This is a genomic window from Larkinella bovis, from assembly GCF_042655385.1.
Lineage (GTDB): Bacteria > Bacteroidota > Bacteroidia > Cytophagales > Spirosomataceae > Larkinella > Larkinella bovis.
Window position 1 is genome coordinate 17,363 of record NZ_JBHSMA010000014.1, and the last position, 23,782, is coordinate 41,144.

Genomic DNA, 23,782 nt, shown 5'->3' on the forward strand with positions numbered 1-23,782 from the left:
TTGATGAGTAACGTATGCGAAGAAAAACCATTTTATCGGTGGCCGGAACGGTTGGCTATGGCCTGCTGAGTGGCTGGCTGCTCCAGAACTTACAGGCGTGTTATCCGGCCAGGGGCAAAGACGGAATGTCCCAGCCGATTATTCAAAGCATGGTCGATACGGCGGGCTGGCCCGCTCGTTTTGGGCTGGGGCGTCCGGCTACCGCCCAGGAAATTGCGGTCGTAGACATCGATGTCCGACCCGACGGTACCGGCTTACCTCCGGGTTCGGGAACCGTACCGGCGGGGCAGGTGCTATACGCGGCTCAATGCGTCGCCTGCCACGGTGCCACCGGCACCGAAAACGCCACGCTGGGCGGTCGGTTGGTGGCTACCTCCCCGCAGGACCGGCAAAAAGCCATTGGCAACTACTGGCCGTATGCCACCACCTTGTTTGACTACATCCGTCGGGCCATGCCGTTCAATGCGCCGGGGTCGCTGTCGGATCAGGAGGTCTATAGCCTGACGGCCTACCTGCTTTGTTTAAACAAAATCGTTGATTCCACGGCGGTGATGAATGCGCAGACACTTCCGCAAGTTGTGATGCCTGCCCGGCAATTTTTCGTGCCGGATGATCGGAAAGGAGGGCGGGAAATTAAATGAGCCGGAAAATCAACCGCCGAACGGTATTGGGAGGAGCGGCCACGGCGGCCGTCGCCATCACGCAAACCGCGTTTGCCAAAGCCGTCCAGATCGGTCTTTCCGAAAAGGAAATCCAGCTCGATGATCCCACCAAAGTACCGGGTGTGCCGCCGGGGCAATTGGGGACCCGGTCGACGTTTGAAAAGCTGGTCAAAAGTCCGTCGGAGACTTCCTCCCGAACGCCCTTGCAGGATTTATACGGCATCATCACGCCCTCGGACCTGCATTTTGAGCGGCACCACGGGGGCGTTCCAGTCATCGACCCGGCCCGGCACGAGCTGCTGATCCACGGCATGGTCGATAAACCGATGGTGTTCACGCTGGCGGATCTGAAACGGTTTCCGTCGGTTTCGCGCATCTGTTTTCTGGAATGTTCGGGCAATTACCGGGGTCGGGGAACGAACGAAAAACTACGTCCGCAGGATATTTGTGGCCTCACGAGCCAGAGCGAATGGACGGGTGTGATGCTCTCCACGCTGTTCCGGGAAGTGGGCGTCAAACCGAACGCCAGCTGGTTTCTGGCCGAAGGGTCGGATGCCGCCGTGATGACGCGTAGTGTTCCGGTCAGCAAAGCGTTCGACGATGCCCTGATCGTATACGCTCAAAACGGCGAACCGCTGCGGCCCGAGCAGGGCTATCCCATCCGGCTATTGTTGCCCGGCTGGGAAGGCAACGCCAGCGTGAAATGGCTCCGGCGGCTCGAACTCGCCGACCAGCCGTTTATGACGCGGGAAGAAACCTCGAAATACACCGAGCCGATCAAGGGCGGCAAAATCCGGCAGTTTAGCTTCACCATCGACGCCCGTTCGATCATTACTTTCCCAACCTATCCGGCTACCATTCAGAAAGGCTGGCTCGAAATCCGGGGGATTGCCTGGAGTGGGCGGGGCAAAGTGACGAAGGTGGAAGTGAGTACCGACAACGGCCGGACGTGGCGGGTGGCTGAGATCCAGGGGCCGGTGCTGGACAAAGCGCACACGCGGTTTCGGTATCTCTGGCAATGGAACGGCAGCGAAACCGTGATCATGAGCCGGGTGACGGACGAAACCGGCTATCTTCAGCCGACGCTCCGGCAGTTGCTGGACGCCCGCGGGGCCGATACCGGCGGGTATCATTTGAACCCGATCACGGCCTGGCGAGTTACGTCATCAGGGCAGGTTTTGTTCCGTCCGGAAGTTTAAAAAGATAACAAACTGTTTCGCGGAGTTGAGCGGAGTAGCTAAGAGATTAGCGGAGCCTCTGCTTAACTCCTTATATCTCCGCTCAACTCTGCGAAACAATTTAACGATAACTGTGAGTAAAACAGAGTTTGATGCTGTAGTGGTCGGGTCCGGCCCGAACGGATTGGCTGCTGCGATTACCCTGCAACGGGCCGGCCTGTCGGTGTTGATCCTGGAAGGCAAACCGCAGATTGGCGGGGGACTGCGGTCGATGGAACTGACCTTGCCCGGTTTTCTGCACGATACCTGCTCGGCCATTCACCCGCTGGCGGCTGGTTCGCCGTTTTTTCGGACGCTGCCGCTGGGGTCCTACGGTTTGGAATACATCGAACCGCCGGTTGCGGCTGCTCATCCGTTCGACGACGGAACCGCGGCTGTGTTAACCCGATCGGTGGAAGAAACCGCCCGTTTGCTGGGCGCGGACGAAAAAGCGTATCTGGATTTTTTCAAACCGTTGCTGAACCAGTGGCCCCGCATCGACGCGGATGTGCTGGGACCGCTGTCCTTGCCAAAACACCCCATTGATTTTGCATTATTCGGACTAAAAGCCCTGCCGCCATCAACCTGGATTGGTCACTTATTCAAAACGAAACAAGCTAGAGCACTTTGGGCAGGCATGGCGGCTCATTCGATTCAGCCGTTGTCGAATTTTGCTACTTCGGCCATTGCCACGGTCTTGATGACGGTGGGGCATTTGCGCGGTTGGCCGCTGCCCAAGGGCGGTTCGCAGCAAATTGCGAACGCGCTTGCGTCGTATTTTGTCTCGCTGGGGGGTAAAATCGAGACCGATTTTTACGTTACCAATCTTTCTCAACTGCCGTCGGCGAAAGCGGTTTTGTTTGATGTGACGCCCCGCCAGTTGCTGCAAATTGCCGGACACCGGTTTTCGGCGCTGTACCGCTGGCAGCTCAATCGCTATCGGTACGGTATGGGCGTTTTCAAGATCGACTGGGCGCTGGATGGCCCCATTCCGTTTACCGCCGAAGGGTGCCACCGGGCCGGTACGGTTCATATCGGCAATACGCTGGAAGAAATTGCGGCCTCGGAGCGCCAGGCTGCCGGGGGACAGCATCCTGAAAAACCGTATGTGTTGCTGGCCCAGCAAAGCCGGTTCGACGAAACGCGCGCACCGGCGGGAAAACACACGGCCTGGGCGTACTGCCACGTTCCCAACGGCTCGACACTCGACCAGACGGCGGCCATTGAAAACCAGATCGAGCGGTTTGCGCCCGGTTTTCGGGAGCGGATTCTAGCCCGGCACACCATGAACAGCATTCAGATGCAGGAGCACAACCCCAACTACATCGGGGGCGATATCAACGGCGGCATCATCGACATCGGTCAGTTGTTCACCCGTCCCGCCCTCCGCTGGTCGCCCTACCGCACGTCGGCCAAAGGACTGTACATCTGCTCCTCCTCAACGCCACCGGGGGGCGGGGTTCACGGCATGTGCGGTTACCAGGCCGCCCAACGGGCGTTGAAGGATGTGTTTAACCGGCTGCCGTAAGTACTGCGCCCCGGTTTCCCGAACGTTCAGGAACAAGGGCAGCGGGGGAGGAGCCAGCCGGCGGCACTATGATAAAGAAATTACCTTTTTTGCTTTCCTGAGCGGCCTGGATAAACGCAAAGATTTCCAGTGTTTCCGCGGCCGATAAGCGGCCGGGTACGCCGTGAACCCACAGCGTACGACACCGGGTACTTCGGCGAATCGCTTGACGGAGTTTATCGCAGCCGGTGACTGATCGGATGGCTACCGGCGTTCGAACACCATTTTATCGAGGTGAAACAAAGCCCGTTTGGCCTCCGGGTTTTTGAACACAAAATAGAGATGGTGCTTACCCGTAGTGGGCTTGATCGGTAGGCTGACTTCCTTCCACCCGGTTTTGAGGTCAGCTAACTGCCCGGCAGCGACGTTCAGTCGTCCCACTTCCGGACCGTCTTTGGCGTCCAGATGAACCGCAATGGTTCCGCCCGCTCCGTGCTCCTGCAAGCGCAGTTTGATACTGCAAATTCCCGTGAGGTCGATGCCATCGAAACGAGCGTATTTTCCGTTGGTAATGTTACTGATGTACGAAACGTAACCGGTATTGAGCGTGGCAATCACCACCCCGACGTTCCCTTCCGAATAATCCTCCATTTCAATCTGCGGATGCCGCAGCACAACGTAACTGCTGGCGGTCAGCGCGGGCATGGACGGGGTTCCGCCGTCGGTATAAGATGCCTGCAACACATACGCCCCTTCGACACCTTTCCCTGCATGCTGGTCAAGCGGCAGCGAACCGGCTAGCGGCAGCGACGCGTGCTGTTTCGTCAGGCTCAGGATGTAATCGGTAATTTCCCCGGCTTTTTCCGGTGTCAGGTTGGGGTGGGGCGGCATGGGATAGGTGCCCCAATTGCCGCTGCCCCCTTCGATAATCTTGGCCACCAATTTGGATTTGGCATCCGGGTTTCCGGTATACCGGCGGGCAATTTCCTTCAGGGCCGGTCCGATGGACTTGGTCTCGACGGTATGGCACGCTTTGCAATCCTGGGTGTCATAAAACGCCTTTGTGGCAGCGTATTTGACGTCTTCATTGCCCGCCGACAGCACACTCGCCAGGTCTTTCCCAAACGGTAAATAATCGAACGAAACCCGGGTCCGGCTTTTTGCCACGGGTTTGTCTTCCCGATCGGTGACCGTAATTTTGTAGTCAAATTTCGTATTGTCCCAGTAAAAACTCTGGTTGGTACTGCTGCCAATCACGACCTTCGGCGGTTCGTTGCCGACCCGAATCTGGGAGGTGGTGGTGGCCGAAGCGCCCTGCGAATCCGTCACCGTCAGCACTACGTCGTAGGTCCCCGGCTTCTTGAAAATGTAGTCGGCTTCGGCCCCTTTCAGGCTCACGGAACCCACTTTCCAGGTATAGGAAAGCTGATCGCCGGGATCAAAGTCCTTCGAGCCTTGCGCCGAAAAATGCACGGAAAGCGGCACCGCACCCACGGTTTTGCTGACCCTGGAAACGGCAATCGGCCGGCGGTTGCCTTCGCTGTATTCAACCCGAATGATACCCGAATCGGTATTCCTGGCAAACCAGTTCGTGCCGTAGGCCAGAATATAAATGGCGCCGTCTTTGGCAATCTGCATATCCATCGGAGCCACCACATTCAGTTGCGGCAGGAACGGTTCCATGCTAAGGTAGTTGCCCTGTTCATCCATTGTTACGGCCATCATCCATTTCCGAATCCAGTCGTAGATTAGCAATTTACCATTGTAGTAGGCTGGTAATTTATAGGGGGCATTGGGATACCGGTCGCTGTAATAAACCGGCCCCGCCATCGCACTGGCCCCACCCCGGCCCACCAATGGCCAGCGTTTCGACGGCCCTTTGCCGTACCAGATAAAGGCGGGGTGAGCGGGCGGCAATTTTTTGACGCCGGTATTGTTCGGCGAATTATTAACCGGAGCCGCCGGATCTTGCGGAGGGCCTTCCTTTTTGGTCGCAAAATCGTATTTGGGGAAGGCTTCGTTCGCGCCCAGAAAATACGGATAGCCAAAGAAACCGGGTTTTCGGGCCTGGTTGATTTCGTCGTAGCTCAGTTTTCCTTCCTCGGCGGGTACTTCGGTATCCGGCCCGACGTCCCCCCAGTAGACATAGCCGGTTTTGGGGTCTACCGACACCCGGAACGGGTTGCGGCAGCCCATGACGTAAATTTCGGGATGCCCCTGCGAACCATCTTTGGGAAACAGATTACCGTCGGGAATGCTGTAGGTTCCATCGGCTTCGGGCTTGATGCGCAGAATCTTCCCCCGGAAATCCTTGCTGTTGGCGGAGGTTCCCTGGTCGTCCGAAAGCTGTCGCCCGGGCCGTTCGTCGGTGGGGTTGTGGCCTTCGATTTCTTCCGCATTGGTGTTGTCGCCAATGGACAGGTAGAGCAAACCCGCCGGGTCGAAGGTGATATAACCCGCCGAATGGCAGCAATACGTCCGCTGCGTCGGCACTTCCAGCAGTACCTTTTTCGAGGCCATATCCAGCACACCGTTGCGGTATGAAAACCGGGCCAGCTCGCTCACGTTTCGATCACCGCCCAGCCCATAATACAGGTAAATCCAGTGATTCTGTTCGTACTGCGGGTCCAGCGCCACGCCCAGCAAACCGTCTTCAATTCCGCTAAAAACGTTGAGATGGGCCACCGTCGAGAGCGTTTTCGTCTTTGCGTCATACAGCCGCAGGGCACCTTTGCGCTCGGCAACCAGCACACTATAATCGGGCAGAATCGCCATCTGCATCGGTTCGTCGAAACCGGATGCCAGAATACTGTGGGTAAACCGGGTACTATCGGGCCGTTCCTCCTGACTGACTGCCAGGGAATTGGCCGCCGGTGCGCTGTGGAAGGAACGGAGAGACCCGGTTTCGGACGTCGATGATCCCCAGAAAAGGGAGTGTAAGGCTAAGAGGTATGCCGACCAGATAATAGTTTTACTCAAAATAGTATTGTTTAAGGTATATGGTTTCTAGTTCAAAGCAAGCTCCATCACCAGCGGCAAATGATCCGAAGCATACGTTTCAGTCACGGGGGCGTAGGTGAGTCGTCTGAATTGACGATTTGCTTTCCTGCTGGGCATCCGTTACTCCAGCGTCCGGTTGGGCCGGTCGGCCGGAAGGTCCATTCGCCGTCCGGACCCGGTTTTCCCGTACCGGGTTAAGCCGTGGATGACCCGACAGAAAGGCGTTATATTCACCTCCGCGCCCAGATTACCGGCAATTTACGGTATTTACGCAAAATTGCGTTTAACGGCACAATCGGATGCGTCCGGTCCTGGTCGCTTAAATGATCGAGGGGGCGACAGGCAGACGAAATTTCCCAAGGGCGTCTTCAGCCGATCGGGAAGAGACCGAATGCCAGAGGCAGAGTGTATCTTTTGCTGTTGAGCGACCCCGGTTTTGCTTTCGGGGCCGGTGTTGGCGGTTGAGGAGTGGGAGCAGTACAGGCGTAAGCCGTCTGCGGTACACAAAATCACTGGCTGGAAACGTTGAAACCTGGTTGGTTTCAGGTTATTTTGTTGTTAATCAGTGTTAGGAGAGTTAAAAATAAGCGGGAAAGAAAACCGGTTTGCCATGAAAAGACAGAATACGCTCACCGATCTTCTCGGTATCCATTACCCGCTCATTCAGGCGCCCATGCTGGGGATCACCACGCCCGCTATGGTTGCGGCTGTTTCCAATCAGGGCGGTTTGGGGTCGCTGCCCGTCGGCGGGTTATCCCCGGAACAAACCCGAACCTTACTTCGGGAAACCAAGGCGAAAACCGGAAAACCTTTCGCGGTGAACCTGTTCGCCCACTCGATTCCGGAGCGGATTGACGAAGACCAGCTGACGGCGATGCAGGATTTCCTGGAAAAATTTTGCCGGGAACACGACCTGCCCTTTACGCGACGGGCCGCTTCCGCCTTTCAGTTTCACGATTACCGCGACCAGGTCGACATTCTGCTGGACGAACAAATCCGGGTGGTGAGCTTCACCTTTGGGGTTTTGGAGCAATCAGTGGTTGACCAGTTGAGCCAGTCCGGAACCGTTCTGGTCGGAACCGCCACCAGTCTGGAGGAAGCGCTGGTGCTGGCCGGCCGTGGCGTTCACGCCGTGGTGGCGCAGGGTATCGAAGCGGGGGGACATCGGGGGACTTTTCTGGATTCGTCCCGGCTGCCTCAGGTCGGGTTATTTTCGCTACTGCCCCAACTGGTCGAACACCTTGAGCAACCCGTCATCGCTGCGGGCGGCATTTATGATCGGAAAACGGTGCAGGCGGTTTTTACGCTGGGTGCGTCGGCGGCCCAGATCGGGAGTTTGTTCCTGGTGGCCGACGAAAGTGCCGCCGTCGAAGCGCAAAAAAAAGCTGTGCTGGCCTCGAAAAGTACGGATACGGTTTTGACGAATGCGTTTACCGGGCGCTGGGCCCGGGGCATCCGGAACCGGTTTATGGAAGCCCTTGAGGCATCGGGTTTGGCGCTGCCGGACTACACGGTTCAAAATAGTCTGACCGCTCCCATTCGGGCCTATGCGCAGGCAACGAATCGGGCCGATTTCCTGTCCATGTGGGCCGGTCAGTCGGCGTCGAAAAGCGTTCGCGGAAGTACGGCTGCGATTTTTAATGCTTTGGTGAGCAGCCTGGATTTCGATGCGTAGCCATCCGGTAGGTCACCGAAAACCGGCATGCTGACATACGAACGGCTCCGGATTGCTCCGGAGCCGTCGGCTTTTGGTAGGGACAGGTGGTAAGTTAGATCAATCGGAAACGGACCTTGGCCAGATATTCCTGGTTTTCGTTGGCATTCGGCTCCGTCAGAAAAACCTTCTTGCCCATTAGCTGCTTGATGAGCGTGGCATTCAGGCTTTTGTTGTCACCATCCGAAATGCGCAGGTCAGCCAGTCGCTGTTCATGATCGACGCGGAACTTAATGATCACGAAATCGTCATTATCGATTTGTTGTAATACTTCCGGATACAAGGCATACGACGCTATCTGCTGCTCCAGCGTCTGTTTCAAGGTGATTTTTTTTTGGCTCGAAGCCCGTAAGGTAACGGCCAGGGCCAGGCAAAGTGTACTGAAAATCAAGACAGTTTTCATTAGTTTGTTGATACTAAAAATAGGAATGGTGTGGATATGTCAAGGTTGACAGTACAAAAGTAGTTGTCGTCCTTCGGGGGTTTTAGCGCACAAGTACGCTTTTTGAAAAATGCGTAGTTTCCACATAGACCCTGCCAGAAATACGTATCCTTCCGATAATGTCGATGGGGGTTTATTTAACGGTATTCATACGAAAGAAAATGAGAGTTTTTTGGGATTTACTTTGATCTTATTCGGCGAGTATACAAAGCCACCCGTTTTCTTTTTACCTTGTTGAGCAAACGCCATATTCCCTCCTGACCCATGACGACACGTCGTACGTTTTTTCGGCAATTGAGCACCGCTGCCGCTACCCCCTTTGTATTCCCCGAATTTCTGACCGAACCCAATCGTTCGCTTATCGAGCGACTGAACAATACGGCAAGTCCGCAGCAACTGGCGAAGGATGAAGACTTCTGGTCGTGGATCAAGGCAGAGTACACGGTTTCTCCCAATATCCTGAACCTGAATAACGGGGGAGTGAGTCCCCAGCCCAAGCTGGTGCAGGATGCCCACATCCGGTTTTACCAGTACTGCAACGAAGCCCCCAGCTACTACATGTGGCGCATTCTGGATCAGGGCCGCGAGTCGCTGCGGGCCAAGCTGGCCGATCTGGCGGGGACGTCGCCGGACGAACTGGCCATCAACCGCAACGCAACGGAAGGACTGAATACTATCATTTTCGGCCTGGATTTGAAAGCGGGCGACGAGGTAGTCCTGACCAAACAGGATTATCCGAACATGATGAATGCCTGGAAACAACGCGAAAAGCGCGACGGCATCAAGCTCGTCTGGCTCGATCTGAAACTGCCGTCCGAAAACGACGATGACCTGGTGCGGCAATACACCAGCGCGTTTACCAGCAAAACCAAAGTGGTACACGTTACACACGTCATTAACTGGACGGGACAGATCATGCCGGTTCGGAAGATTGCCGACGCGGCCCATAAACGGGGGCTGGAGGTGATTTGTGACGGCGCGCACAGTTTTGCGCACCTTGACTACAAAATCCCCGATCTGGGTTGCGATTACTGGGCGACCAGCCTGCACAAATGGCTCTGCGCACCGTTTGGCAGCGGGATGATGTACATTAAAAAAGATAAAATCAAGAATGTCTGGGCCTTGCTGTCCAATACCGACCCCGACGGAACCGACATCCGCAAGTTCGAATCGCTCGGAACGCGCTCGTTTGCGTCGGAAATGGCCATTGGCACGGCGGTCGATTTTGAGTTGGGCATCGGAGCGGAACGGAAATTCAAGCGCCTGCATTACCTGAAAAATTACTGGGCCGAAAAAGTGAAAGACGTGCCGGGGGTTCGGCTGTTCACCTCCCTGAAACCGGAATACGCCGGGGCGCTGGCCGTGGTGGGCATCGACGGCATGAAAGGCCCCGAACTGGAAAGCCAGTTGCTGGGTACCTATAAAATTCATACGACCCCCATCTCGCTGGGCTCAATTGAAGGGGTCCGCGTGACTCCCCACGTGTACACGACGCCAAAGGACCTCGACCGGCTGGTCGCGGCCATTACCGCCCTGGCCGGGAAGCAAAGTCTGGCCGGAAAACAAAAAAAGAGCTGATCATCTATCTTAGGGAACGGTTTTCATTCGTTATGGGTGAAAACCGCTAACATGAAGGTAATCGCTACTTTATTTTTACTCGGCATTAGTTCGGCAAAGGCACAACTGGTGGTCAACCGGGTCAATCTTAATCAGCTGGATATTCAGTACTGCCAGTTGATTTGTGTATATCCCGACCTGGGCGGCAAAGCGAGGGTGTATGTCGATTATGGACAAGCCGGTTTTCGGGAAGGAGTCAACAGTGAGCTACGCATCCCCGACGGGGAAGGCAAACCGGTTGAACGGTTCGATACCGTCATGCAGGCGATTAATTATGTCGAAAAAAATGGCTGGGAGGTTGTTTCGTTTCAGGTTACCCATTCCGGCTCAGGGGCGTCCAGCCAGTTCATTTATTTGGTGCGAAAGAAAAAACAGGACAGGGGGCCGGAAACCATCAAATAGCCTGATTCGTCCCATTTTCCAACCGATTCACCCCATTTGACCTCCGGCCTTCGATTTCCGGTATAGTTTTGTTCAAAAACAAGACAGTTATGCGGGAAATAACGGGTATCCGGCGCGTTGAATTGGGGTTTGCAATCGGTATTGCGGTTATTTACGTGGTTCGGCGGCTGATGGAGGAGGTGGGTCGAATTGACGATATGGTGGCGTCGGTGCTGCGAAACAGCAACGGTCAGCCCGCGTGGCTGGTTTTGAAACGACTGAGTTCCTACGACCATACGCTCAACAACAATGTGCCCCTGATTGGGGGCGTTCTGCTCTTTCTGCTGGCGTGGTATACCTTCCACTACCTGGCTGTTCCGGCCTTCACCGGGAAAGAACCGGCGGAGAAAGCGGGTTTATTCGCGGCATTGACCCTTTTTTTACTGGTTAGTAGTGTCTTTTTCTACCACATTTTCAAGCGTCACGTTGAGTTTCGGGAGTATGCCACCGGGAAATACCCGGTATTGCGCATTTACTCCGTTTTTAGCAAACGAAACGTGCTGGCCGATTCGATCGGGTTGGGCTTCCTCCTGGTGGGGTATGAACTCATGAGCCAACTGGGGTATTACCTGGACCGAAAGTTGAAGGAAGAATTGCGGTTTGTGCGCTTTATTTACTGGATTCCGGTCGCGGCTTTCCTGCTGGTGCTTGCGTTATTCGGACATTTGCCCAGAAATTTATGGGGTGGGGGATTCGGCAGTACCCTGCTGATGGTAGCGACCCTGATCGAACTGTACTGGCTTCAGGAATTTATCTATACCGCGGTTCTTCCCTATGGCCGGGACAGGTGGTCTCCCGTTTTTGTCAGTCGGGTCCTTACCTATCTGGCGAGCTGGTTAGGGTTCAGTCTGGTAATCTGGGGTCCCATGACTCATTTTACCTATTCCAGCCGGGGAATCAATACGGTTTTGCTCTTTCTGACCCTGTTTGTGCCGGGGTTGATTGCGCTCATGCGTCGGGTCTTCTCCCGGGAAAAAATCCGGCTCCAAACGCAGGTGTCGCACACCTCCGCCGAACTGGCGGGGCTGCAATCGCAGATCAATCCGCACTTTCTGTTCAACGCGCTCAACAGTCTGTATGCAACGGCTTTGCAGGAAAACAGCGAAAAAACCGCCGACGGCATCCAGAAGCTGGGCGACATGATGCGGTTTATGCTGCAGGAAAATAACCGCGACCGGATTCCGCTCGATAAAGAAGTGGAGTACCTGCGGAATTACATCCAGCTACAGCGGATGCGGCTCGATGAATCGCACGGCATCGAAATCCGGGTGACCATTCAGGAACCGGACCGCGCCGTTTCGATTGCCCCCATGATTCTGCTTCCGTTCGTGGAGAATGCGTTCAAACACGGCATCAGCCTGCGCAATCCATCCTGGATTTTTGTTACCTTGACGCTGGACCTGACCACAATTTATTTTAAAGTGCACAATTCGCGCCACCCGGTTTCCTCCCATGATCCGGAAAAAGACCGGGCGGGTATCGGGCTGGAAAATGTGAAAAAACGCCTGGAACTGATTTATCCGGAACGGCACACACTGGCCATTCAGGCGTCGGAGCAGGATTATTTTGTGGCCTTAACGATTCGCTATTAACCGCCATCCCGTGCAGCTCACCGCCATTGCCATCGACGACGAACCGCAGGCTTTAGAAGTCGTCCGGATGCACGCGGCCAAAGTGCCGTTTCTCGATTTAAAAGCCGGTTTTACGGACGCTTTCGAAGCCATTCCGTATTTGCAGCAAAACAAAATCGACCTGATTTTTCTGGATATCAAGATGCCGGATATTTCGGGCGTCGAGTTCGCGCACAGTTTGCCTACCCTGCCAATGATCGTTTTCACCACGGCGTATGCCGACTATGCCGTGGAGGGGTTCGAACTCGATGCCATCGATTACCTGCTGAAACCGTTTTCGTTGGTTCGCTTCCTGAAAGCCTGCAATAAGGCGCTGGATCACAAAAGTTTACGGGAAGGAGACGCCGACGAATTTATGTTCGTAAAAACCGGCTACGAAGAAGAAAAAGTCCGGTTCGAGGAGATTCTGTACCTCGAAGCCGACGGAAATTACGTGACGCTGGTGCTGAAAAACCGCAACGTGCTGACCCGGCAGACGATGACCGAAATGCTCCGGTTATTGCCCGAGAACCAGTTTGTCCGCATTCACCGTTCCTACAGCATTTCGCTCCGGCACATCGACAAAATGAGCCGGAGCGAAATCACCGTGGCCGGTTTTAAAATTCCCATTGGGGCTTCCTACGAGGAAAATGTGGCCGAAATTAAAAACCGCCTGCTAAAGCCGTAGGGCGCTGGTCAAGGGCTGACCCGGGCCAGTTATTGCCACTCAAACCGGATAACTTGTTCGATGTCCGGATGCAGGCTGAGGGCCACGGGGCAGGTGTGGGCGGTATGTTCCATTTTGGCCCGGAATTCGGGCGTATGCGCGTCCGATGGCGGCATGACCACGTCCACGTCAATCCGGACGATCCGCCGGGGGGCATCTTTCGACATCACTTTTGTAACCGACAGGTCGGCGTTGACCAGTTCGATGCCATCGCGCCGGGCCACAATCCCCATCGTGGTGATGATGCAGCTTCCTAACGAGGTGGCGGTCAGGTCGGTAGGGGAGAAGGCCTCGCCCTTACCCATGTTGTCGGTAGGAGCGTCGGTGATAATGTGAGTGCCGGATTGCAGGTGAACGGGTTCCGTCCGTAAGTCACCCAGATAGGTTATGTGAGCCGTAGGCATGGTACTAAAAACTAATTTCCCGAAAAAGTATACGAATGAAATGGAAAAATATAAATTGCTATACGCAACCATCCAATGAGTCAGGGCGTTACTCAGAAGAGCCCCGGTAATAAAGCGGAGCTGGATGAGGCACACAATTATTTCATAGTATCAAAGTAAACTGTTATTTTTATCCTTACAAAAGTTTTTCTACCACGACTGTGTCACGAGTTTTACCGATATTATCCATAATGGGCCTCTTGCTGACGGTATGCAGCGCCCGGGCCCAGAACGCCGACACCGACGAAGATAAATTTACAACTGTAACGACCTACGGAGTAACGACCAATACGAACTCTGGTATTTTAGGCGGTTTTGTCTTTCGGCATTCGAAGGCGTTGCCCACCTTATTCAAGGGCAAACGGCAGTTTCGTTACATGGCGCTCGAAATCGTCAATGTGAAGCACCCGAAAGAAGTGCAGTCGCAGACGCCGTATTCCGGGGGGCGCTACGTCTATAACAAACAGAATTACCTCTTCGTGGTCCGGCCCCAGTACGGTCGGGAAATCTCGCTCTTTACCCGGACGGCCGATGAGGGGGTCGCCATCAACGGAATTCTGGCCGTTGGCCCTTCGCTGGGGATCATCAAACCGTATTACGTTCAGTATACGGTGCGGCCTGGTCAAATTGAAACCCGGCCGTTCGACCCGAGCCTGCAACCCGAACTGATCGTGGGTTCCGGTAGTTTTTTTCAGGGTTTCGACAAATCGAAACTGACGGTTGGGCTGAACTTCAAGGCCGCTGTGGCGTTTGAACTGAGCGCCTTCCGCAACAACCTGACGGGGCTGGAAATCGGTTTTCTGGCCGAAGCCTTTCCGAAGGAGGTTACGATTATGAACGATACCAATAACCGGAGCGTCTACACCTCCGGTTTTGTGACCTTATTTTTCGGCAATAAGAAATAGAAGGAATGGCATTCGTAAATCGGTGTAACCGAAAACCTGATTAAGATTTTCGGTTACACCGATTTTGCTTTTAATCTAACTCAAATGTGAACTCATCGTATGATTCGGTGCGCCAGGCAAACGGCTGCGTCGTGGGTGAAATCGCAAACAGCGGGGAAAATGTTTTCACTTTGACGGTTTTTCCATCGGGCAGAAATTCCAGAATCCGCAGCCAGCCATCGCCCCCGTTGCCGGCGTTGCCACCGCCCAGCGCCTGGGCATTAAACACCATTTGCTGTACTTTTTTGCCTCCGGCATTCAGATCCGTCCGGAAAGCCACGTGTCCCCTTGGGTCATTTTCAGCAGCGATATGTCCGGCAAATACCATCTGAATATTCTTTGACGGCTGCACGACTTTACGCCAGATGGCTGCCCCGTAATTTCCGTCTTTGTTGGGATAATTTTCCTTTTCAAACCGTTCGTTCTTGGCATTCATGTAGGAATGCGTGAGTAGAATAGCCGTATGGTCTTTGTATTTTGCCTGATTGACTACCTGACTCGCCCAGCTCAGGATCGTGTCCCGGGGCGCAAATTCCGTTGTAACGATCAGCATTTTTTTGCCGTGGGGCGTCGTCATATCAAATGCCGCGTTGGTCAACGTCGGAACACCTTCGGCATCCAGTGCCACTTCGCGGACTATTTTCTGCGTTAGAAAATTTTTGTCGATGGGGAAGTATTTGTTGAAGTTCGACCGGCGGTTTTCCATGCTGTTATAGCCGTAGTCGTGGTTTCCCGTAGCGGTAATGTAAGGCACCCGGCCATCCAATCGGGCGAACGAACGTGCCACCGATTCCCATTGCGATTTGCTCGGCTGATCCACTTTGGTGCCATTGGGATTCAGTCGCTCACTCGCTCTGGGACTGATCATTTCATTGAATTCGACGAGATCGCCGGTACACAACACCAGTTTTATATTCAAAGAATCAATATTCGTACTGATCCAGGCCGTCATCAATTCGAGCAGTGGCTGGTTTTTAGCCAGTTTTACATACGCCTGTGGATCAGGCATCAGGATCATTGACCAGGAATCTTTGTTGCTGAGTTTAGGAGGACTATACGGTTTCGGTTGCGCCGAAATACCGGAGGCAATACCAATAAAAACGATCGTACTGGCAAAAAAACAAAAAAAGGACTTTCTCATCGTATGCAGTGTTTAATTAATAACCATCATTTTGGACTAGGTTTGGGTTCAGGGTGCGTTGGGTGTCCGGGATGGGCCACCAATAATCGCGGGTTGGGTTAAAAGTTCGGGTCATGATGGGCTTTGCATCGTGTGTAAAAATGGCCCCTTTCAGTACTTGTTCTGCGGTTTTCCACCGGCGAATATCCGTGTAATAGAAACCTTCTCCGGCCAGCTCAATCCGTCGCTCCCGGCGAATAATCTCCCGCATTTCTACTTTCGTCTTCGTCCCTTTCAGGTCCGGCATTCCGGCGCGTCTCCGAATCCGGTTGATGGCCATATAAATCGACTCATCCGGTGTGGCCAGGGCTTCATTCTGTGCTTCTGCGTACATCAGCAGCACATCGGCGAAGCGAATAACCATGTAATTGGTTTCCGATTGGGTAATGTTGAGGCTATTCGGTTCCTTGTCGTAAACCGTGTATTTCTTCAAACCGTAGCCCGTGATGGCAAACCGGGTCGGTGTCACAACCGCACCCCGAAAGGTATCGCCCGGAAAAACCGTTGTCTGGTAAAGCCGGGGATCCCGGTTCAGATATGGTTTCGCAGGATTATATAAAGGCGACTGATCGGTTGGTAAACCATCTTTCATCAGGTAGGCGTCCACCAAACTCCGTAAGGGCGCGTTGGTGTTGGTTTGCTGCCCAACGGCATCGAAAATGGTACTCTGTTCGGGAGCTTTAAACTGCACATCGAATACACACTCCTGGCTGTTTTCGTTGGCCGGCAGAAACAGCGTTCGGTAGTTCGGAAAAAGATCATAGCCCGTTCCCGGCAGGTCGATAACGGCTTTTGCTGCGTCGGCAGCCTGCTTCCATTTGGCACCATCACTGGCAGTATTGACCAGTGGGCTGGCTTCAAAAAGTAAAACACGGGCCTTCAGCGCGAGTGCCGCTCCTTTGGTGGCCCGACCCACATCATTCTTTATGGCATAGGTTACTGGCAATACCGCTGCGGCTTCTTCCAGATCTTTCAGTACCTGCTGGACGATTTCGGCCCTTGTATTTCGGGGCAGGTTGGCTTGGGTAGCCGGGTTCGGATCGGTCAGGATTAACGGAACACCACCGTAATACATTTCCAGTAAAGAATAATACAACGCCCGCAAAAACAGGGCTTCCGCTTTCATCCGTTTTTTCTGCGTTTCGGGCATAGATACCTTATCAATACCGCTTATCAAGGTGTTACACCGGCCGATTCCGCGGTAACAATCGTTCCAGCGTGAACTGGTAATGGCCGAATTGGTAGCGGTTTGAGTACCGGCCGCGATGACGTTCCACCCATCCGTATTGTCATAATTGTAAGCGTTCGGAGTGGCGGTTTCTTCCAGTAAAGGCGTTGCCGATCCGCCATAGATTCCATTGTTTCGCAGCACGGAATAACAGCCAATCAGCGCGGCCGACGCATTTTCCGGGGTGCTCCAGAAGGTTTCCTGGGTGTAGCGATCAGTAGGATTGGTGTCCAGAATATCATTTCCACAACCCATCAGCAAAAAAGTGGCCATCAGTGCCATCAATACCTGTCTCATTTTTGTAGCGATTTTCGTGTCGTGATTGGACTAAAAAGTAGCGTTCAGACCCATACTGAATGTTTTCAGCATCGGGTAATCCTTAATGTTGTCAGTGTTGTAATCCCGTTCCGGATCAGAGTCTTTAAACTTCGACAGTGTGAACAGGTTCTGTCCATTCACAAACAGGGAGAGTTTGCTCATCGCTATTTTAGATACCCATTTTTCGGGGAAAGTATAGTTCAACTGAATCGTTTGCGCCCGGAGATACGAACCGTCCCGCAGCCAGAACGTAGAGGCTTCGTAATTCTCGGTAGCGCCCTGAGGGGTCGTCAGAATGGGAAGTGTAGCAGTGGGGTTTTCGGGCGTCCAGGCATCCGTCGCCCATACTTTCGTGATACCGGCCCCGTTGTCGACCGGGTAGATCAAATTGCCGGTCGGGTAAATGCTGATTCCCTGTACGCCTTGAAGAAACGTATTCAAAATGAAGCCTTTATAGCCCAGATTAAGAGTGAACCCAAAGGTGTATTTCGGAATAGTGCCCGCCGAAATTACCCGATCATCGCCGTTGATTTTACCATCATTATTGATGTCTTTGTACCGGATATAGCCCGGTTTGACGGCCGAACTCAGCTTCGCACTGTTGGCGATTTCATCGGTATTTTGATAGATTCCATCGGCCTGAAGCAGAAAATACGAATCGATTGGATAGCCTTCTTTTATGATCCGCCGACCGATGTAAGGCCACTGCGAGGGCGTTCGAATAATGGTTTCCCCGTTCAGATCGATTACTTTATTTTTCACGTGTCCGACCTCCGCCCGCACGTCATACCGGAAATCACCCAGCCGGTTGCGATGACTCACGGCCAACTCAAAACCGGTATTGTCAACGACCCCGATGTTGGCCTGTGGACCGGTTAAAGCACCCACCTGTGCCGGAATCGAAACCGGGCGCAGAATTCCGGAAGTCCGCCGTTTGTAGACGTCCAGTTCAATTCCCAGCTTTCCCTGCCAGGCTTCCAGATCCAGCCCAAGGTTGTTGGTGGTCGTGGTTTCCCAGGAAATGGTCGGGTCGTTGTAAGAGGTAATGGCCGCTCCGGTTTGGATGGCGTTGTTAAACGAATAATTGCTACCCAGATTGACTACGTTCAGGTAGCTATAGAGCGGAACAGCCTGATTGCCCAGTTTTCCGTACGATGCCCGTAACTTCAGGAGATTGATAAAAGACGTGCTGCCAAAAAAGTGCTCTTTGTCAATGCGCCAGCCCGCCGATAAACCGGGAAATGTACCCCAACGGTTTTCCCGCGCAAACCGCGATGAACCGTCGTAGCGGAAAATAGCTTCCAGCAAATACTTTTCGTCGTAGCTGTAATTGACCCGGCCAAAATAAGATGCCAGCCGATCGACGGTGGTATTGCCGGACGTTCGCTGATTCACAGCACCCACACTTAGATCGGTCAGGGTTTTGTCCAGAAAACCTTCGGTCCGGGCGCTAAAGGTGTTGTAGTAAAAATCATTGTAACTCGTTCCGAGCATGGCCGAAACCTGATGGGCACCCATAGTTTTCTCCCAATTCAGCGTCTGAAAAACCGTCAAATTCAGGTTATTTTCACTGGTGCTGGAGGCATACGTTACCGGATACACCAGTTCTTCCAGCGTCAACGGATGGAAAGTGTTTACCTGCGGGACAAACAATTTTTCGTAAGCATCCCGTTTGTCAACCCCGAAATTGATGGAATACCGAATGTTGAAAGGCAGTTGATAGTCGGCAAATACCTTCGCCAGCACCCGCTGTTCTGTTCGGTCCCGGCTTCCTTCTTTCAGGAATTTCATTGGATTTTCGATCAGATTCCGACCCGGTGTGCGAAATACGGTATTTCCATAGCGGCCGTCGGCCACGTACGGCGTAAAAATGGGCAGTATGCGTGTCAACGCACTAAAATAGTTCGCCGTGCCGCCGTCGGCTACATCTTCAAACTTCCGGTAACTCCCGGTCAAATTTCCGCCTACGCGCAGCCTTTTGGTCACTTGGGCCGACAGGTTCAGATCCAGTGAATACCGGTTGGCGTGGTCGGCAGCGATGTTGATGCCGTCCTGATCGGTATAACCCAGCGAAAAGTTGTAGCTTATTTTCTCCGTACCTCCCGAAAACCGGAGGTGATGTTGCTGCAAATACCCGGTTTTCATCATCAAATCAAACCAGTTGATGTTTGGGTAAGCAATCGGGTTGGTGGCCATACCGGCCCGGTATTCCTGAATCTGCGCGTCCGAATAATCAACCACGGTTTTGCCTTCATTGCGCAACGCCTGATTTTTGAGTTCCATGTACTGAATCGGGTCCCAAACCACATCGGGCATCATGGTAGGGGTCTGCAAACCGTACGAAAAACTGTAGTTGATTTTCGATTGTCCCTGCTGCCCGGTTTTGGTCGTGATCAGAATGACGCCGTTGGCCGCCCGCGAACCGTAAATGGCCGCAGAAGCATCTTTTAAAACCGTAACCGTCTCAATATCATTCGGGTTTAGTTCATTCATGTCGTATTCAATGCCGTTGACCAGCACGAGCGGATTACTGTTGTTGGTTGTGCCAATGCCCCGGATGCGGATCGTGGCATTGTCTCGACCCGGTTTTGACCCGGCCTGATTAACCCACAAGCCGGATACGCCATGCAGTGCCTGGCTCACGTTGGTGATCGGCGTGTTTTCTTTCGATTTCATGTTCAAAACCGCCACCGCCCCCGTCAGATTCACCTTTTTCTGCGTCCCATAACCGACCACCACTACCTCATTGAGGGCTTTGACATCCGGTTTCAGGTTGATATCGATTACGGAGCGTCCTGCAACTGTGACCTCCTGTGGTTCATACCCCACATAGCTGAACACCAGCACCGCCTGCGGGCCGGGAACCGCCAGCTCGTAATTCCCGCTGGCATCGGTAGCCGTGCCGCGCGTTGTTCCTTTGATCACGACGCTCACCCCTGGAAGTGCTCCTGTATTTTCTTCCGTAACTTTGCCCCTGATGGTAATGTCCTGATTGATCGTGAGGGAAGGCTTCGGGTTAAGCGATGCGGTCATCCTTTTTTCCAGATCCGATGGCGATTTGGCAAAGGGGCTTTCGTTGGGCAAGGAGGATGTTGGAGTCCCTTTTGTTGACTCGGACTCTTTGCTGTCTTCCAACCGCTTGATCACAATGGTTTTATCCAAAATGGAGTAGGTCAGCGCCTGATTTTTTAACGCTTCGTCGAGAATCTCCGTGACCGTTCCATCAGAAAACGTGAGCGTTACTTTACGGGCTTTCTTAACCAGGTTGTTGTCATAAAAAAACGTATACCCACTTTGCTGCTCAATCCGGGTGAATAGGCTGGATAAGGGGGCATTTTTTACTGATAAGGAGATTTTCTGCGAAAAGCCGGCTGCTGATACGTGAAGACACGCAATTACTAAAAATAAGCCCGTCAGTTTCATTACCAAGTATATTTTACGGAAAGAACGCCTGGGTATATACGTTTCTTCCTTATGTAAAAGAATTTGCATACTTTTGAGTCGGTTTGGGGTTTTTAACTTGTTTTTTCGTCATAAAAGGACAATGCTTTCCAACTCCGCTCTGCGGAAAGGAATGGAATTCCCGGATCACTAACCGTTTCAGGTCGCATCTGAAGCGGTTTTTCTTTACCGGAAATTCGAGGGGAAGTTTCGGCTCTTTTTAGTTTGGCATAGCGTAGGAAGTTAGGATGATGTTTATTGAATGACTATGATTTTTCGGCCTTCAATCCGGAAATGGACCCCGCCCAGTTCCAGTATTTTCAATACTTTTGAGAGTCTGGTGCCTCGCTCGATCTGTCCCACAAACTCATATTGTTTGATCGGGCCTTCATAAATCACTTCCATATCGTACCAGCGTGAAAGTTGCCGCATCAATTCCGGTAAACCGATATTATCAAACCTAAAATAACCGTCTTTCCAGGCAACCACCGACTGAGTATCTACTTCCTTCACATAAAAGGGCTGCAAAACCTGATTGGGTTCTTTGGGGCGGCCCGGGCGCAATTGCGCTTGTTGCCCGGGTTTTAGTAGAATCCCTGTACTTTGGTCGCCGTTTAGTTTAAGTTTAATACTGCCTTCCAGTAAGGTAGTTCTCACATTTCCTTCATCCAAGTAACTATTCACGTTGAAACGAGTCCCCAATACCTCGATCAGTTGTTTTCCTGCCAAAACCTTGAAAGGGACACGTCTGGTATTTTTATTAACTTTTGCTACTTCAAAATACACTTCACCGACAATTTCAACAATACGCTCTTTTGTCGAAAAGACGGTCGGAAAACGGATCGAGGAAGCGGCATTCAGCCAAACATTCGTACCGTCGGGCAATTTCACCTGATACTGTCCGGCTTTGGGAGTCACGATCGTGTTGTACGTTAAATCTGTTGCCGGAGGGGTCGATGCTGATTTCAGATCAATAGTGTACACAATTTCTCCCCGCTTGGTTTTCGTAATGACCGTTCGGCCTTCCTGCGCCACCTTGCCATTTGTTACTTCATCCAGCAGAATACTCTGCCCACTGGCCAACGTGAGTTTAGCCCGATGATCGCCCGGTAAGGCATCTGATTCAGTAACAATAGGTTGTGAATTAGGTTGAATCCCTCTATTCTTTAAGATGTACATGCCCAATGCTCCGACAATAACCACCGATGCGGCAACCGCCAGCGACTTTAAGAAAGGAATGAGACGACCGGTTTTTTCTGCCAAAGGCGGTTCATGAACCGGTAATGCTTCCCAAACCTGGTCCAGTTGCTTGGTCAACTCATCCGGATTGATATCCGCTTGCCGGGATTTGCCCAGATGTAGATACCAGCTTTCCAGTACTGCTTTTTCCTGTTCGGTCAACGTTCCTTCCCGGTACCTTTTAAGTAAATCCCTGGCTTTCGATTCCTCTTTCACACCTTGATGCATGCGTTATAGCGATAAGACGGTTTACCGGAGCACGGGTAGTAGTCGAACGAGAAAAAAAGATTTATTTCAACAGGAAGGCTAACAAAAAAGCGATATCAATCTTTTCACGCAGGATAGTAAGGGCATTATTCACTTGCTTCTTGACTGTTTTGTCCGAGATATTCAGTTCATCGGCAATTTCTTTGTAGGAAAGGTTATGCTTGCGGCTTAATTCAAAAACCTCCCGCATTCGGGGAGGCAGGAGGAGGATTTCTTTCTCAATGAGCGCACTCAATTCTTTTTCCCGGACTTGCTGGTCGGTGATGCATTCGCCTGCCTCCATAAAGTGGGCCAGCGATTGAATGTACTTTTGTTCTACTTGTTTATGAGCAATGAGATCAAAAATTCGATTTCGTAACGCACTGTACAAATAGGAAGAGAGAGATCCTTTTACACTAATTTCTTTTCTCCGGGTCCAGAATGTCGTAAAAAGATCTTGTAAAACATCTTTGGCTTCTTCCTGATCATTCAGCATCCGGTAAGCGTGCCGGTACAAGATTCCTTTGTATCTCTGATAGATTTCAGCAAAAGCCTGCACATCGTCCTGCGCGATCAGGGCCACTAATTCAAGATCACTATTTTCAGGATGAGAAGCCATAGTTACAAAAAAGTCAAATGTAACCTAAAATAATTATAGTATTCGGTTGCAGTATAAAACTTTACTAAAGTTGTTGTTGTCTCATTTTAGCTTTGAAAGGGTAAATCAGTACTTACTAGTGGTTCCGTCTATCTTTTCTGCTTTTATACTCCCTTTCTCCTTTCCGCCTTTTTGCCGAACTTTACCCGCCGAAATTTCCTTTGTGTATCAAACAGGATTGAGGTGCGCTATGATTGAACTCCCCGTAATACCCTCCGAACAACAGCGTAAAAAACGCCCCGACTGGCTGCGGGTGAAACTGCCCATTGGCCCGGAATATGCCAAAGTCCGCAAGCTGGTCGATACCTATAAATTACATACCATCTGTGAAAGTGGCAATTGTCCCAACATGGGCGAGTGCTGGGGAGCTGGCACGGCCACGTTCATGATTCTGGGGAATGTCTGCACGCGCAGCTGTACGTTCTGTGCGGTGGCCACGGGACGCCCCAACGAGTACGATACCGACGAACCGCGCCGGGTGGCCGAGGCCATTCTGTTGATGAAAGTCAAACACGCCGTCATTACGTCGGTCAACCGGGACGAACTGAAAGACCGGGGCGCCGAAATCTGGTACCAGACCGTTCGTGCCGTGAAAGAAGTGTCGCCCACGACGACCATCGAAACGCTGATCCCGGATACCAAAGGCAATTGGGACGCCCTGGTCCGGATGATCGAAGCGGGGCAGGAAGTCGTTTCCCACAACATGGAAACCGTGGAGCGGCTGTACCGCCGGGTGCGCCCGCAGGCCCGTTACGAACGGAGTCTGGAGCAAATCCGCCGGACGAAAGAATACGGACAACGGACCAAATCGGGCATTATGCTGGGGCTGGGCGAAACCGTGGACGAAGTGCTGAAAGCCATGGATGATCTGGTTGAAAACGGCCTGGACATTCTGACGCTGGGGCAATACCTGCAACCGACCAAGATGCACCACGAAGTCATCGAATGGATTCATCCCGAGAAGTTTGCCATGTACCGCGAAGAAGGCCTGAAACGCGGGTTGAAATACGTTGAATCTGGCCCGCTGGTGCGCTCGTCGTACCATGCCGAGCGGCACGTGAACGTATAAAGAAAGCCGGAAAGGAAAAAGGGGGGAGCGGAAATAGGTTTTTGGACCTTTTTCTACTCCCCCCTTTTTCCTTTCCGGC

The 23,782-nt window shown here is 52.7% G+C and carries 18 protein-coding genes; 10 read left to right on the top strand and 8 right to left on the bottom strand.

From position 1 onward, the window contains the following. The first annotated feature begins 14 nt into the window (after positions 1-14). The 3 genes from ACFPMF_RS24895 to ACFPMF_RS24905 all read left to right on the top strand — a co-directional run bounded on the left by ACFPMF_RS24895 (position 15) and on the right by ACFPMF_RS24905 (position 3,407). Positions 15-641 (top strand): c-type cytochrome, encoded by a 627-nt coding sequence (locus ACFPMF_RS24895; RefSeq protein ID WP_379850252.1) that lies wholly within the window; start codon positions 15-17, stop codon positions 639-641. Next, entirely contained in the window at positions 638-1,861 is a 1,224-nt protein-coding gene (soxC, locus tag ACFPMF_RS24900) for a sulfite dehydrogenase (protein ID WP_379850254.1), read from the top strand. Before ACFPMF_RS24895 ends, soxC begins: the two co-directional genes overlap by 4 nt. A 112-nt stretch (positions 1,862-1,973) precedes the next feature. Further along, positions 1,974-3,407, top strand: a complete 1,434-nt coding sequence (locus ACFPMF_RS24905) for a phytoene desaturase family protein (protein ID WP_379850256.1) — start codon at positions 1,974-1,976, stop codon at positions 3,405-3,407. Between the two features lie 243 nt (positions 3,408-3,650). Here the strand turns inward: ACFPMF_RS24905 and ACFPMF_RS24910 are convergent, their stop codons facing one another. Beyond that, positions 3,651-6,365, bottom strand: coding sequence for a PQQ-dependent sugar dehydrogenase (locus ACFPMF_RS24910; RefSeq protein ID WP_379850258.1), 2,715 nt, complete (start codon positions 6,363-6,365; stop codon positions 3,651-3,653). Positions 6,366-6,996: 631 nt separating this feature from the next. On the opposite strand from ACFPMF_RS24910, the gene ACFPMF_RS24915 reads away from it, so the two are divergent. Next, positions 6,997-8,061 (top strand): NAD(P)H-dependent flavin oxidoreductase, encoded by a 1,065-nt coding sequence (locus ACFPMF_RS24915; RefSeq protein WP_379850260.1) that lies wholly within the window; start codon positions 6,997-6,999, stop codon positions 8,059-8,061. Positions 8,062-8,155: 94 nt separating this feature from the next. On the opposite strand, the gene ACFPMF_RS24920 is transcribed toward ACFPMF_RS24915, so the two are convergent. Beyond that, on the bottom strand, positions 8,156-8,503 hold the full coding sequence (locus ACFPMF_RS24920; RefSeq protein WP_379850262.1) for a hypothetical protein: 348 nt from the start codon (positions 8,501-8,503) through the stop codon (positions 8,156-8,158). A 303-nt stretch (positions 8,504-8,806) separates the two neighbouring features. On the opposite strand from ACFPMF_RS24920, the gene ACFPMF_RS24925 reads away from it, so the two are divergent. From ACFPMF_RS24925 to ACFPMF_RS24940, 4 genes are all read left to right on the top strand, one after another. Then, positions 8,807-10,120 carry an aminotransferase class V-fold PLP-dependent enzyme gene (locus ACFPMF_RS24925; protein WP_379850264.1) on the top strand — a complete coding sequence of 438 codons (1,314 nt, stop codon included), beginning with the start codon at positions 8,807-8,809 and terminating at the stop codon, positions 10,118-10,120. Between the two features lie 51 nt (positions 10,121-10,171). Beyond that, complete coding sequence (locus ACFPMF_RS24930) at positions 10,172-10,561, top strand: hypothetical protein (protein ID WP_379850266.1); 390 nt, start codon at positions 10,172-10,174, stop codon at positions 10,559-10,561. An 89-nt stretch (positions 10,562-10,650) separates the two neighbouring features. After that, complete coding sequence (locus tag ACFPMF_RS24935; RefSeq protein WP_379850268.1) at positions 10,651-12,192, top strand: sensor histidine kinase; 1,542 nt, start codon at positions 10,651-10,653, stop codon at positions 12,190-12,192. A 10-nt stretch (positions 12,193-12,202) separates the two neighbouring features. Continuing rightward, positions 12,203-12,898: a LytR/AlgR family response regulator transcription factor gene (locus ACFPMF_RS24940; protein WP_379850270.1), complete on the top strand. Its 696-nt coding sequence runs from the start codon at positions 12,203-12,205 to the stop codon at positions 12,896-12,898. A 29-nt stretch (positions 12,899-12,927) separates the two neighbouring features. Here the strand turns inward: ACFPMF_RS24940 and ACFPMF_RS24945 are convergent, their stop codons facing one another. Beyond that, the gene (locus ACFPMF_RS24945) at positions 12,928-13,341 is read right to left on the bottom strand and encodes an OsmC family protein (protein ID WP_379850272.1); all 414 of its coding nucleotides are present in this window, start codon (positions 13,339-13,341) and stop codon (positions 12,928-12,930) included. Between the two features lie 230 nt (positions 13,342-13,571). On the opposite strand from ACFPMF_RS24945, the gene ACFPMF_RS24950 reads away from it, so the two are divergent. Beyond that, entirely contained in the window at positions 13,572-14,285 is a 714-nt protein-coding gene (locus ACFPMF_RS24950) for a hypothetical protein (RefSeq protein ID WP_379850274.1), read from the top strand. 70 nt (positions 14,286-14,355) lie between these two features. Here ACFPMF_RS24950 and ACFPMF_RS24955 read toward each other — a convergent pair whose 3' ends face one another. The 5 genes from ACFPMF_RS24955 to ACFPMF_RS24975 form a co-directional block, all read right to left on the bottom strand. After that, a complete protein-coding gene (locus ACFPMF_RS24955; RefSeq protein WP_379850276.1) occupies positions 14,356-15,465 on the bottom strand; it encodes a metallophosphoesterase in 1,110 nt (369 codons plus the stop codon). Between the two features lie 16 nt (positions 15,466-15,481). Next, positions 15,482-17,029, bottom strand: coding sequence for a RagB/SusD family nutrient uptake outer membrane protein (locus ACFPMF_RS24960; RefSeq protein WP_379850278.1), 1,548 nt, complete (start codon positions 17,027-17,029; stop codon positions 15,482-15,484). A gap of 30 nt (positions 17,030-17,059) precedes the next feature. After that, positions 17,060-20,473, bottom strand: coding sequence for a TonB-dependent receptor (locus tag ACFPMF_RS24965; RefSeq protein ID WP_379850280.1), 3,414 nt, complete (start codon positions 20,471-20,473; stop codon positions 17,060-17,062). Positions 20,474-20,746: 273 nt separating this feature from the next. Next, entirely contained in the window at positions 20,747-21,958 is a 1,212-nt protein-coding gene (locus tag ACFPMF_RS24970) for a FecR family protein (protein WP_379850282.1), read from the bottom strand. Between the two features lie 61 nt (positions 21,959-22,019). Beyond that, positions 22,020-22,595 carry an RNA polymerase sigma factor gene (locus ACFPMF_RS24975; RefSeq protein ID WP_379850284.1) on the bottom strand — a complete coding sequence of 192 codons (576 nt, stop codon included), beginning with the start codon at positions 22,593-22,595 and terminating at the stop codon, positions 22,020-22,022. Between the two features lie 229 nt (positions 22,596-22,824). On the opposite strand from ACFPMF_RS24975, the gene lipA reads away from it, so the two are divergent. After that, positions 22,825-23,703, top strand: coding sequence for a lipoyl synthase (lipA, locus tag ACFPMF_RS24980; protein ID WP_379850286.1), 879 nt, complete (start codon positions 22,825-22,827; stop codon positions 23,701-23,703). The last annotated feature ends 79 nt before the right edge of the window (positions 23,704-23,782 follow it).